The 12608-nt window shown below is 62.1% G+C and carries 11 protein-coding genes and 2 pseudogenes; 4 read left to right on the top strand and 9 right to left on the bottom strand.

The annotated features are described in order from the left end of the window. Entirely contained in the window at positions 1-1335 is a 1335-nt protein-coding gene (locus P3T23_RS11895; RefSeq protein WP_429316359.1) for a 3-hydroxyacyl-CoA dehydrogenase NAD-binding domain-containing protein, read from the top strand. A 160-nt stretch (positions 1336-1495) separates the two neighbouring features. Here P3T23_RS11895 and P3T23_RS11890 read toward each other — a convergent pair whose 3' ends face one another. The 6 genes and pseudogenes from P3T23_RS11890 to P3T23_RS11865 all read right to left on the bottom strand — a co-directional run. Beyond that, a complete protein-coding gene (locus P3T23_RS11890) occupies positions 1496-2242 on the bottom strand; it encodes a GntR family transcriptional regulator (RefSeq protein ID WP_429316358.1) in 747 nt (248 codons plus the stop codon). 204 nt (positions 2243-2446) lie between these two features. Beyond that, a complete protein-coding gene (locus P3T23_RS11885; protein ID WP_429316357.1) occupies positions 2447-3589 on the bottom strand; it encodes a porin in 1143 nt (380 codons plus the stop codon). A gap of 68 nt (positions 3590-3657) precedes the next feature. After that, positions 3658-5052 carry a spinster family MFS transporter gene (locus P3T23_RS11880; RefSeq protein ID WP_429316356.1) on the bottom strand — a complete coding sequence of 465 codons (1395 nt, stop codon included), beginning with the start codon at positions 5050-5052 and terminating at the stop codon, positions 3658-3660. Between the two features lie 1315 nt (positions 5053-6367). Beyond that, positions 6368-6619, bottom strand: coding sequence for a hypothetical protein (locus P3T23_RS11875; protein ID WP_429316355.1), 252 nt, complete (start codon positions 6617-6619; stop codon positions 6368-6370). A gap of 95 nt (positions 6620-6714) precedes the next feature. After that, positions 6715-7137, bottom strand: a complete 423-nt coding sequence (locus tag P3T23_RS11870; protein ID WP_429316354.1) for a universal stress protein — start codon at positions 7135-7137, stop codon at positions 6715-6717. Between the two features lie 255 nt (positions 7138-7392). Next, positions 7393-7506 (bottom strand): annotated as a pseudogene (locus tag P3T23_RS11865) (IS6 family transposase); the annotation flags it as partial. Between the two features lie 350 nt (positions 7507-7856). On the opposite strand from P3T23_RS11865, the gene P3T23_RS11860 reads away from it, so the two are divergent. After that, positions 7857-8456 carry an isochorismatase family cysteine hydrolase gene (locus P3T23_RS11860; RefSeq protein WP_429316668.1) on the top strand — a complete coding sequence of 200 codons (600 nt, stop codon included), beginning with the start codon at positions 7857-7859 and terminating at the stop codon, positions 8454-8456. Positions 8457-8458: 2 nt separating this feature from the next. Here the strand turns inward: P3T23_RS11860 and P3T23_RS11855 are convergent. The 3 genes and pseudogenes from P3T23_RS11855 to P3T23_RS11845 form a co-directional block, all read right to left on the bottom strand. Then, positions 8459-8680: pseudogene (locus P3T23_RS11855) on the bottom strand (hypothetical protein); the annotation flags it as partial. A 128-nt stretch (positions 8681-8808) separates the two neighbouring features. Beyond that, the gene (locus tag P3T23_RS11850) at positions 8809-9597 is read right to left on the bottom strand and encodes an enoyl-CoA hydratase/isomerase family protein (protein WP_429316353.1); all 789 of its coding nucleotides are present in this window, start codon (positions 9595-9597) and stop codon (positions 8809-8811) included. Between the two features lie 101 nt (positions 9598-9698). After that, positions 9699-10853: a porin gene (locus P3T23_RS11845; protein ID WP_429316352.1), complete on the bottom strand. Its 1155-nt coding sequence runs from the start codon at positions 10851-10853 to the stop codon at positions 9699-9701. A 287-nt stretch (positions 10854-11140) separates the two neighbouring features. Here P3T23_RS11845 and P3T23_RS11840 point away from each other — a divergent pair, with 287 nt between their 5' ends. Together P3T23_RS11840 and P3T23_RS11835 are read left to right on the top strand one after the other, a co-directional pair. Next, positions 11141-11587 (top strand): bacteriohemerythrin, encoded by a 447-nt coding sequence (locus tag P3T23_RS11840; protein WP_429316351.1) that lies wholly within the window; start codon positions 11141-11143, stop codon positions 11585-11587. Positions 11588-11627: 40 nt separating this feature from the next. Beyond that, positions 11628-12608, top strand: a complete 981-nt coding sequence (locus P3T23_RS11835; protein ID WP_429316350.1) for a PDR/VanB family oxidoreductase — start codon at positions 11628-11630, stop codon at positions 12606-12608.

The raw sequence follows: 12608 nt of genomic DNA, 5'->3' as shown, positions 1-12608 counted from the left end.
ATGAATGCAGCAATCAAACTGAGTCCGCAAGAAGCGGCCGTGCGCGAGCAGGCGCTCGCGCACGTGAAGGCGGCGGAAAAAACCGCCGCGCAGATCCCCGTTGGCGACGCCACGCCGCGCCCGATTGGGCAGGCAGCCGTGATCGGCGCCGGCACGATGGGCGGCGGCATCGCGATGGCGCTCGCGGCGGCCGGCATTCCCGTCACGCTGATCGATGCGAACGAAGAAGGGCTCGCGCGCGGCCTCGCCCGCATTCGCGACAATTACGAAAGCAGCGTCAAGCGTGGCAAGCTCGAACCCGCCGTGCGCGACGAACGCCTTGCCCGCATCACGGGCTCGCTCGCGATCGCCGACGTGAAGCGCGCCGATATCGTGATCGAGGCGGTATTCGAGGATCTCGCGCTCAAGCAAGCGATCTTCCGGGAACTGGACCAGCACGCGAAGCCGGGCGCCGTCCTCGCCACCAACACCTCGGGCCTCGACATCGACGAAATCGCGGCGATCACGAAGCACCCTGCCGATGTCGTCGGCGCGCACTTCTTCAGCCCAGCGCACGTGATGCGCCTGCTCGAAGTCGTACGCGCGGCGCAGACCGCCGACGACGTCGTCGCCACGCTGATGGACCTCGGCCGCCGCATGGGTAAAGTGTCGGTCCTCGCGCGCATCTATCCGGGCTTCATCGGCAACGCGCTCTTTCGCAGCTACAACCGCGAGGCGCACTTCCTCGTCGAAGACGGCGCGCTGCCGCATCAGGTGGACGCGGCGCTCACGGACTTTGGCTACGCGATGGGCATCTTCGCGGTGCACGACATGGCGGGCAACGATGTCGGCTACCAGACCCGCAAGGCGCAGATGGCGACGCGTCCGACTGACCGCCGCTGGAACGACCTGATCATGAAGCTCGTGGAGTTGGGCCGCCTCGGCCAGAAAAGCGGCAAGGGATGGTACCGCTACGAGCCGGGCAGCCGTGAACCGTTGCGCGATCCCGAACTGGAGCGGTTCATCGTGGAGGAGTCGGGCCGCCTCGGCATCACCCGCCGCCCCATTACGGCCGAGGAAATCGTCAAGCGCTGCGTCTACGGGATGATCAACGAAGGCGCGAAGCTGCTCGAACAGGGCATCGCACTGCGCGCGAGCGACATCGACGTCGTCTACGTGACGGGCTATGGCTTCCCCGCGCATCGCGGCGGGCCGATGTACTACGCCGACCAGATCGGCGTTGCGAACGTCTATCGCGACGTGCAGCGGTTTTACGAAGAGTATGGCTACTGGTGGAAGCCAGCGCCGCTGCTCGCAAAGCTCGCGGCCGAAAACGGCCGTTTCGCCGATCTCTGAGCGCCTCGCGCATGCCCCGGCGCAGTAGTGCGCGCGGGGCTGCGCGCCTGGATGGGCCTCCCCCGCTCTACCGGAACACTCGACTCGCATCGGGCGTCTGCCCATGGAAAAAGGCCACGGCAATGCCGCGGCCTGGATCGGACTCAAGCTACCCGCTTGATCAGTCGCTGTCCTGCCCGCTATCTTCCCGGTCCGCCTCTGCCATCGTCGCTTCGCGCGGCATGGAGACCGGCGAATCGTTGAAAAACTCGGCCGGCAGGGTGGCGAGAAATTCGGAAAACCCGGCATCGCCGCCCGGCGAATGCTGCGCCATGACGGCCTCGGCGGTTGCCTCGTCGCCCGAGAGCAGCGCCTGCGCGAGCTTCTGGTGGTCGGCAATCACCTTCTCGCGCCGGCTGGGCGCGAGAAACGGCTTGGGCCGGTAACGCGAGATCAGGCGACGGATCGAGCGGATCTGATCGGCCAGATAGTCGTTATGACATGCCTGGCAAATCACCTCGTGGAATTCCGCGTTGGTGCGGGCGAAACGGCGTGCGTCGCTCTGGTTCAGCGCCTCGACGCCTTCGTCTATGGTGCGTTGCAGTTCGACGCGCTGCTCATCGCTCATGCGCCGTGCGGCAAGCCGTGCCGAGACTGCCTCGAGCTCGTTGAGAAGCTCGAGCATGTCGCGCAACTGCGGCACCGTCATCTTCGTCACGAACACGCCCTGACGCGGCACGATCTGCACGTACTGCTGCGCGGCCAGCTGCTGCAGCGCTTCGCGAATCGGCGTGCGCGACACGTTGAAGCGCGCAGCAAGCGCACGCTCGTCGAGCACCGCGCCGGGAACGAGCGCACCTTTCTCGATTTCGGTTTCCAGGAGCGACTTTATTTCGGCCGAGCGGCTCTGTTTGGGGGGCTGACTCATCGAATGGCAGGAAATAGGGTTTCGGAAGGCCGCCTGACAGCAGGAGGCCTTCGGCAGCATCAAAATCCATATGATACCGCGTAGGTATACCAAACGCTCACCCTCTTACCCCAATCAACAAGCGGTGGCGGCCGCTGCCCGCGCGGCGGCCACAGAACGGCACCAGGACGCGCTCCCGACCCGTGCCGGAGATGGGTAAGCCGTTCAGAACGCGTGACGTATACCGAGCTGCACGGCCACCTGGTTGGCCGTCGTGGAGGCGAGGTTGCCGAACAGCGAGCCGCCCGGCCCCGGCACCGAATACGGCGTCGAGATGAGGAAGTTGTCCGCGAACTGTTGGCCCGCGAACGCGTGCTGCCAGGTACCGAACAGGTAGACGTCGGTACGCTTCGAGAGACGGTAATCGAGACCGGCGCTGTAGAGGTTGTACTTGCCGAGCTTGTGCTGGTCGACGTAGGTGAAACCGCCGCCCACCGTGAGGAAGGGCGAGAATTGATAGCTCGCCCCCACCTCGTACGCATCGACCACGACGACGCCGCGCGGGCTCTGCGAAGCATTCGTGTAGGTGTACACGCCGTTCAGCGAGATCGCATCGGTCACTTTCACCATACCGCCGAGCGCGACCGTATAGATCGACTGCGCATCGAGCGCGACCTGAGCCATCGTGCCGACGCCGCGCGCCGCGTTGCCGCCGTCGGTCTTGGTGATCACCGCAGCCATCGAGTAAGGCGCGTTGAAGGAACCGGTCTGACTGTATTTGATGCCCGCGCTGATCACGCGCGGCGTGCCGGTCGGGGTGCCTGCGAAACCGCCTGGTATGTTGCTGAAGCCATACATCACGCCCGCGCCGAAGCCGTGCCAGTTCGGTGTTTCATAACGCACCATGTTGCTGACCGGCTCACCGGCGAGACGGTCGATGTCGTAGGCGCCGTGGAACGCATATGAGGGCGCAAACTGCGCGACGTTGGTGTAGTACGAGACATAGTCGTAGATGAAATCGTAGTCGTAACCAGCGAGCAACGTACCGAACGTATCGCTCGACAGCCCGACGTAGGCGCGGCGTCCGAACAGCGCGCCGCCATGGCCTGCTGTGCCGGTGTTGAGCGAGAAACCGTTCTCCAGCGTGAAGACCGTCTTCAGACCGCCGCCGAGATCCTCGGTGCCGTGGATGCCCCAGCGCGATGCCTGGTTGATGCCGTCGTCGAGCCTCCAGAGCGAGTGCCCGGCCGCATTGCTCACATACGTGATGCCGTTGTCGATGATCCCATACAGGCTCACGCTGCTTTGCGCCTGCGCCGTTCCCGCCAATGCGGCGGCCATGACACCCAGGACAAACTTTTTCTTCACTTGACGATCTCCTTGTATTGCGGGCTATCCCGCCCGCTTCATTGCCAGTTACCTGTGTTGGCTTCGAACTACTTGCTGCGAGCCACGTGGCGCGAGGCGAGCAAGTAGTGCACCGACGACCAGACGAGCACCACGCTCACGGCGAGCATCGCGTAGCGGATGCCATAAGCGGAGGCGTCATGGCAGGCCGCCGCGAACGGACCCTGCAGCGCCGCTGCCGGACCGTGAGCGCCATGCGCACCATTGGCGGCGCATACCAGGTGGAATTTGCCCTGCGTGAAAAGGAGGTCGGCGAAGCGGTCGCTCAGGAAGCCGATCATGGTCGGCCCGAGGCCCTGGCCAACCAGGTTCATCAGCAGGAAAACGAAGGCCGACGCAGTGGCACGCATCCGAGGCTCGACGATGCTGTGCACGATCGCGAAAGTCGGACCGTTCCACATGCTGAGCGCGATCGTGGCGACGAACAGGAGCGCCACGGCGACCGGCCACTGGTTCAACGTGAACGCAATCACGATAAGGGGGAAACCGATCGCCGTGCCGAGTGCAGGCACCCAGGCATACCAGCGGCGGTCTCTGGCACTCGCCCAATCGGCCGACACGCCGCCAACCGCATTGCCGACAATGCCGCCGACGCCGATCACGAGGCCGAAGATCAGGCCGGCCTGCGCATAGCCCAGACCGTAGACGCGCGTCAGATAGACCGGAATGAACAGGTTGATACCGTACTGGGCGAACGCGCCGATCACGGTGCCGAGCAGCATCTGCACGAACGCGCGGCTTTTCATGAGCACCCTGAGAACTTCGCGCAGCGATGGCACTGTCGCCGCGGTGAGCGCACCGCCTTCCTCGGCGGCTCCGCGCTTCGGCTCGCGCAGCGTGACCCAGGCGAGCAGGCCGAAAATCAGACCCGGCAGGCCAACCACGAAGAACGCCGGACGCCAGCCCATGTGCTGCACGATCCAGCCACCGCCGAGCGCGCCGGCAAGCACGCCGATGGGTGGGCCGAACGCGTAGATAGCGAGCGCGCTCGCGCGGCGGCGCGGGCCAAACTCGTCGGAAATTAACGAGTGCGCGGTGGGCGTGCTGCCCGCCTCGCCGATGCCGACACCGAGACGGTAGAGCAAAAGTTGCCAGTACGAGCCGGCCGTGCCGCACAGCGCCGTCATGACCGACCACGCGGCAATCGACAGCGCGATCAGCGCAACGCGGTTGAAACGCTCCGCAAGGCGCGCGATCGGCAGCCCGAGCAAGGAATAGAATATCGAGAACGCCAGCCCGCCAAGAAGGCCGAGCTGCAGGTCGCTCAGGTTCATCTCCAGCTTTACCGCCTGCCCGACCACCGCGATCATGATGCGGTCGATGAAGCTCGACGCGTAGATGAGAACCAGAATCAGCAGGAACCAGCTGCGATACCAGCCGTCGCCCGACCTGGCTCCCAAGTTCTGGGCCGTCAGTTCCTTCATTTGTATCGTCTCCAGTATGTCTGCACACGCGGCGGGCCGCTCTGTATGCCACGAAGTACTTTGTGGGATTTTTTATCGATTCTCTAGCATAATTTTTGACGGCGCAAGAACAAATCGCGGCAGGCGGATCATCGTTTTCACCTAAGGTCATACCTCAGACGAAACACTGGGCTGCTCGACCGCATTGCGCTACGCCTCGACGGCCTTGTCCGTTTGCATGAGCGGCGCGGCATGCGCTTCATGTCAATGCCGCCCAGCGTGCCCGGTGCGATCACATCGCCCGTGGCGAAGTCGACCGCCGGGTTCGCCATCGGGCTTCGTGGTCAGATTGCCCCAACGGCACGAGTCGAGGCAGCCGGGACAAACGTCCCGATGGCTAGCAGGAAAAGGCGCCCGGACAAGGGTTTCCGGGCGAGGTTACCGCGGAGCGCGGTAACGGACGCATACCTGCGCGATCTCGTCGAGATGATGGCTGAGCGAGGGTTGTCGCTTGCTCACACGCGAGAAAGAACCCCTCGATTGGGCCATGACGCAGAACGGCCCATGCGTCACTCTCGAGGCGCTCGGGAAGCGTGAGCCGGACCAAGCGCAGCTTGAAGCTGCCAGACGTGCCTGCCAAGCCGCTCTCGAAGGATTTCGTGCTGCGAAGGCCGATCACGACATTCAAATGACCGAAATAAATCTGAACCGTGTACAAAAGGTCATGAGCCGGCAAAAGCACACTGGAACGGCTCACAATCAGCACGGGTGAATGGATCTTTGCTGCATCGCTTTCGAAGCGGCAACATTTCGAGTGGACACGATCCGCGAAGAAGCCAACTACCGTGAGCCGCACCTTAGGACAACTGCCTGTTTCGCCGGCGCTGTCATTCCGGTCGCGATTGCTATAGGGCCGGCGACGCGACCGAGCCGGGTGCGAAGGAAGACCGCTTGCCAGCCCTGCTTGATCTGCCAGAGCCGACCTTACTAGCTTACGCACGTGAAACTCGGTTTCCAGCGCAAGCATCGACTGGATCTTCTCGGCGACCACTATTCAACAGAATGAAGGTCGTTTACGGCATCTGGCTGTGCTCACGGAAGTCCTCAAAGGGCGAGAGCCCCAGACCTGATGGTTACCGAAGGTCCGGTTCCTGGTGCGGATTCAACCGGTCGAATGTCCACACGAACGCGCGGGCCGATGGCCGCAGATGGGCCGGCTTCTGCCCGATGACGCCGCACGCAAACTGCCGGGCGTCTAACCTCATGTGACGTAGTGGCAGGCCCCCTGGTTCCACGACAGTTGGATACGGCCGGGAGGTCGTGGCCGCAGCGACCTTTATGCGTGCCTCGTCACGAACTTTTTCGTCGCGTGATAGCCGTGCCTTGTTGCACCGGCAACGGCATGGCCGGCCGTCTTCGCACCGCGGCCGACCGCGTGCGTGGCATCGCGCACAGCATGCCCGGTCTTCTTTCCGGCCGTCTTGACATCGTTCTTGAACTCGTGGGCACCTGTAGCCAGGCTCGCATGCGCCAGCGGGCTGAGCACGGCCAGCAGGAACACAATGATCGAATTTCTCGTCTTCTTCATTACTCTGATTCTCCCATACACGAGATGCCACTTTACGCTTCGGCCAGAACCTGTTGGATAGCTTGCTCGAAGGCTTCGAGGTATGCCGGGCAGGCCTATCTGACCGTAGTGAAGACAATGACAGGGACAGTCGCTCTCTGGATGATGCCGGATGCAACGGATCCCACAATAGCCGACGACACGGCACCCCGCCCTTTGGCACCTAGCGCGATGACATCCGCCCCCACTTCCGACGCAAACCGCGTCACCTCAATTGCCGCATCGCCGTGCATCCAGTGCAGATGTACCTCCGACGCGACTGGTACTAGCACAGCATTGGCGGCTTTGAACGCCCGATCCGCTTCCTGCCTGTTTTCCTCCTGGAATTCAGCCGTATGCAGACCCGTTCTGCCCACTACGGGCGATACATGTACGATATGTACGACCAGTGGGGGCAGCAGGAAGGGGCGCTCGACCAGCCGTAGGGCCGCTGACGTGCTCTGGGGAGAGCCATCCACTGCAAGTACGATCATGGTCATGGTGCGTTCCTTTTAAGTGAAATGAAACACAAGGCCTACCTTGGAGTCTAGTCCAGTTCGCGAGGCTCCTACGCTCCTTACGACTTTCGGCATTCGCATTGCCTCAGCCTGTCGGTCGTCGCGGATCCGGGCTCGCCGCTTCTTAAGCGATCGCCTTTCGAAATAACGATGAGCAGCCCGACATGACAAAATCCGCTCAAGCTGACTGGGCCCGCGAGCATGACGGCCACCACAGAAAAACGGTTCCTTGATGAAGTAAAGATACTTCCGCGAACCCTTCGCCTTGATATAGGTTTCCTCAAACCGCCAACTCTTGCCGACCGGGTGCTTGTGCTTGCGAAACGTCTTTTTCAGCAGCGGCACAAGTTCGCAAGCGGGCCTGACTTCCGAAAAAGCTTGCCCTTCCTTTTTCGTTTCTTGGATCAGCCGGCGCCATCGAACGCTGGCAAGCCTGCTTCTCTGTTTATACACTCGCCGACTGCGTCGAATCGAGAGTTCAGACCATTGTCGCATTCGGTATGAAAAGAAGCTGGGGCGGTGCAACCAGACGCTCGAATGACTCGTCGCCGGCTGAATCGCTCAGCGCCACCATGCATCGTTTCTTGAAACTTCACTTCATGGTGGTCGTGGTAGAGTCGAGCAACTTTCTTTATCGCGTAGACCTTATGTCGCCACGCATTGAATCCGGACCCGTCGAGCCGGCAGATCATCAACAGGGCATGGGACGCGCCGCCGCGGCGCAAAGCGTGAACATGCAGCCAGCGATCGTTCCAGCGCAAACCGCTCTGGTGGTCATGCATTATCAGACTGACATCCTGGGGTTATTTCCATCGGTCGCGCCCACGTTGCTCGCCAATACGCGCAAGCTGTGTGACGCTGCGCGGGCCAAAAGTGTCAGCGTCTATTTCGCCAAGATCCACTTTAGTCCTGGCTATCCGGAAGTTAGTCCGTTGAACAGGAACGGGCAGGGAATCAAGCAACTTGGTCTTTTCGTCGACGACAAGATAGCGCCGGAACTCGGCCAGCAGGCCACTGAACCGCTCATCATCGCGCATCGTGCCAGCGTGTTCTATGGTACCGAGCTGCAAGCGCGGCTTTCCGCGCAGGGTATCGATACGCTGCTCATGGTCGGCATTGCGTCGACCGGTGTCGTGCTGTCGTCGGTTGCGTACGCGAGCGATGCGGACTTCCGCATATTCACAGTCAAGGATTGCTGCTACGACCCGGATCAGGTCGTGCACGATCATCTTTTTTCAACGGCGTTCGATTCGCGCACGACGGTGCTCTCGCTCGCTGACGCCTTGTTGTCGCTTGCCTAGCATTGCACAAGTGGCGGATGGTGGCGAAAGTCGTACAGCACCGGGCCGGAATCAGTCTGCACGAGCGTGCGCGTGACGCTGCTATTTGCGTTGCCGACGTCATCGAAATGCGTGAGCGTGCTCGCGGTGAAGCGATCGAAAATTTCCTTGTCGAGCATCCCCACAAAATCGCGGTCGACGCGCACGAATTGCAACTTACCCGAGGGCGTGACGAGCGGACCGGACAGGCACGCAATCGAGCAAGCGAAATGCATTGGCTCGTTCGGCCAGGACATCACGAGGCCGGGAGCGCCCCGTCATACGAGGGGCGGTTGCTCAAAGTTTGCACGCTATCTGCAATTCAGGCCTCGGCTTAGCGGCCGAAGAAGGTAACGGGTTCAGGTTCCACGCCCAGCTTCATTGCCTCGACGCGCGCCGTGCGTCCGCGCCGCGCGTCTTCCGTATTGTGCAGGGGCATCGTGAGGTCGAGCACAACCTGGTCGGCGCCCGGCACGCCGCCCGCCGACCAGGCTTTCAGCAGCGCACGAATGGCCCCATACGAGCGCGTGGGGCCGTGGGAAAGCCGTATCGCCAGATCCAATGCAGTTCTTTCCACATCGGCTTCGGGGACCACGAACGCGGCGATACCCAACTCGCCAGCGGTGGTGCCTGACATCTCCTCGCTTAGCATGACGTAGCGTGCCGCGCGCGCCGGTCCCGCACGTTCCGCGATCCGTTGCACGCCTCCGCAGACGGGTGCAGTGCCGACTGACGGCTCGATGCAGCGGAACGATGCGTTATCCGCAGCCACGATGAAGTCACACGCGAGGGTGAGTTCGAACGCGCCGCCCCAAGCCCGGCCGCGCACAGCACAAACGGTCGGAATCTGCAGCGCCTCGATCTTGCGATATGAATGATGCATGTCGCTGATGAACGTGCGCCAGGCGTTGAATTCCTTGTCGATGAAGTCGAGGATGTCGCCACCCTGACTGAAGTTCGGGCCTTCTGCCCGGATGAGGAGGGCGCGGATTTCCGATTCGCTGGCCTCCTTGATGGCCTCGCTCAGGCGTTCGGAGAACTCGGTGGCGATGAGATTGAGCGGCGGGTTCCCGAGCACGATGTGGCCAACAGAATCATGACGCTCGAAACGGACGGATTTCATTTGGGATTTCCTTTTGTGTGTGACGTGGGTGAAAGGGTTCATTGCCCGGATTCGGTGTCGTTCCAAACACGGCGCCCGCCAGGCGAGCGATCGTTACCCGCTCAGAATTGATGGCGCATACCCACCATGACACCGGTTTGATCCACGCCGGGCAATGGCGACGAGGCGGGCGGGATCACGCCGCCGTCAATCGTGAACGCGGCATTGCGCTGGTTGAACACATGCCCTGCGGTGACGTATACGGAAGTGCGTTTGGACAACAGGTACATCGCGCGCGCTGCGATTAGGGAGGCTCCCGCGGAACTCCCACCGTTCACCGATATATGGCCGAACTGGGCATCGAGGACTACTTGTGGAAGGGGGACATAGGTTCCGCCAAGCCACCAGTAGTTACTGACCGCGTCGGAAAGAGTCGGCGTCTGCACTCCGTGATTGATCCGATGGAGGAATCCCGCACCGATCGTCGAGAAACCGAACTTGACGTAGCCGTCGATGACGGCGCGCGTGTCGGTTTGCGAGCTGCTGGGCAGCGGCGAGCCGGTGCCTCCGCCGCCGTAGTTGCGATCGAAGGCCGCCGCGACGCCCCACGTCGCCGCGTCATACTTCACCATTGCAGACATCGACTTGCAGGCTCGCCAGTCCGTTGGCGACTGGCCGGCGCACCCTCCGGCCTCCGCCGGATCCACCGCGTCACGCCCGAGCGAATATGTCGCGCCTACGGTCAGACCGGATGTCGTGAACGAATACGCGATCGCGTTGTCGAGTCGCGGCTGGGCCAGGTATGGATCCAGATCGCCGGCCGCATAAATGTTCGGCCCCAGCGTGTCGCCCGTCATAGCCCAATAGATCTGCGAATATTGCCGGCCGAGGGTCAGCGTCCCCCACTTTCCCGAAGAAAGCCCGACATAGGCCTGTCTGCCGAACAGACGGCCACCCTGGTTCAGCGTGCCCTGCGACGGTGCGAAACCTGACTCCAGTACGAAGACGGCGCTGAGGCCGCCCCCCAGGTCCTCTTTGCCGCGCAGCCCCCACCTCGACGGTATCGATCCCGTGAGCGTCGGCACGCGCACGACGCTGGACTTTTTAGCGCCCACGTTATTCACCCACTCGACGCCCGTATCGATGATCCCGTACAGGGTGACAGAGCTCTGTGCGTGCGATGCGCCCGATGCGCACGCCGCAAGCAACGCGAGTCCCCAACAGATCGCCTTGCGCAACGGAAACGCGCGGCCGGACAACTTCGACGTCGAACTCATAGATCTCCTCCGATAGGGCTAGTGATTAGAATCTTCCGTGGAAGATGCCACAATCATCTTCCACGTCAATTGATTTCAAACTTCGGAGTTTCCCTGAGTCCGACTCATTTTCCGCGTACCGACACCGAATATTTCACGGCATTTCAGGCATTTCGTACCGTGTACGGCAATTCATCACACTTTTACACGATCAGCGTTTTCCCTACCTCGACATCATTGTCTTGGTTATATATCTTCCATGGAAGCTCATTGATCAACAAATTTGACTGACTGAACCTGCGTCGAAAATGAATACATCGGAAAAAAGCTTCGTCTGGGACGATGACTACGCACTCGGGCATCTGTCGATGGACGACACGCATCGCGAGTTTGTCGAGTGTGTCGACGCACTGCTCACGACGACGGACGACAACCTCGCAGCCGCGCTCGAAGCCTTTGCCGGGCACGCACTCCGCCACTTCGGCGAGGAGGACGACGCGATGCGCGAGACAGCCTATGGGTCGGCCGGCTGTCATATCGACGAGCATGCGGCCGTGCTCCGGTCGCTTGACGAGGTGCGCACCGCGCTGGCCGAAGGCCGGCCCCAGGTCGTTCGCTCGTTTGCCCGCGCGCTGACGGACTGGTTTCCCGAGCACGTGCGCGTCATGGACCAGGGTCTCGCGCGCTGGCTCATTCAGCGGCAACTGGGTGCAGTCCCGGTCGTCATTCGGCGTCGTCTGCACAGTGCCGCCTGACACGCTCCTCTTCTATCAGGATGTCACCATGGAAACGTCAATGCCCCCTATCAGCGCCACGTTGCAAGTCAGCGTCTCCGTGAGGACGTGGCTGACCGACGATATCGTCGGCTATGAATTCACGCCGGTGTCGGATACGCCGTTGCCTGACTTCGAAGCCGGCGCGCATATCGACGTGCATCTGCCCGGCGGCCTGGTACGCCAATACTCGCTGTACGACCTGCCGACAAAACGCCCGTGCTACCGCATCGGCGTGCTGCGCGATCCGCAATCCCGCGGCGGATCCGTGGCGCTTCACGACAGCGTGAATGCGGGCGATACGCTCACGATCAGCGTCCCGCGCAATCACTTCGCACTGCACAGCGGTCCTGACCGGTCGATCCTGTTCGCGGGCGGCATCGGCATCACGCCGATCATCTGTATGGCCCAGCAGTTGGCGCGAGAGAGCCGCCCGTTCGACATGCACTACTGCGGCCGTTCCCTTTCGCGCATGGCGCTTGTCGACCGTGCGCAACAGATCTCGCTCGGAGACGACGCGCAGGTGCACGTGCATACCGACGACGGTCCGCCGGGGCAGCAGCTGAACGCGCGAGCCGCCATCGGTGCGCCGTCGGCCGACAGGCACCTGTACGTCTGCGGGCCAACGGGCTTCATGGATCACATCCTGCAAACCGCACGCGAACTCGGCTGGGATGAAGCGCATCTGCACCGCGAATATTTCGCGGGCCCGCCGATCGAGCCGTCGGACGAAGGCGGTCCGTTAGAAATCGAAATTCACAGCAGCGGCGAAGTCATCGAGGTGGCTGCCGATCAAAGCGTCGCGCATGCGCTTCTGGACGCCGGCTTCGACCTGCCGCTGTCGTGCGAGCAGGGGGTCTGCGGCACCTGCATGACCAGGGTGCTTGCAGGCGTGCCCGACCATCGGGACCTTTACCTGACCGACGACGAGCGCACGCGCAACGATTGCTTCATGCCGTGCTGTTCGCGCGCGAAGACGTCGCGATTGGTGCTCGACCTCTGA

It is taken from the genome of Paraburkholderia sp. GAS448 (assembly GCF_050435685.1).
Classification (GTDB): domain Bacteria; phylum Pseudomonadota; class Gammaproteobacteria; order Burkholderiales; family Burkholderiaceae; genus Paraburkholderia.
This window is presented reverse-complemented; position numbering and strand designations above follow the sequence as displayed.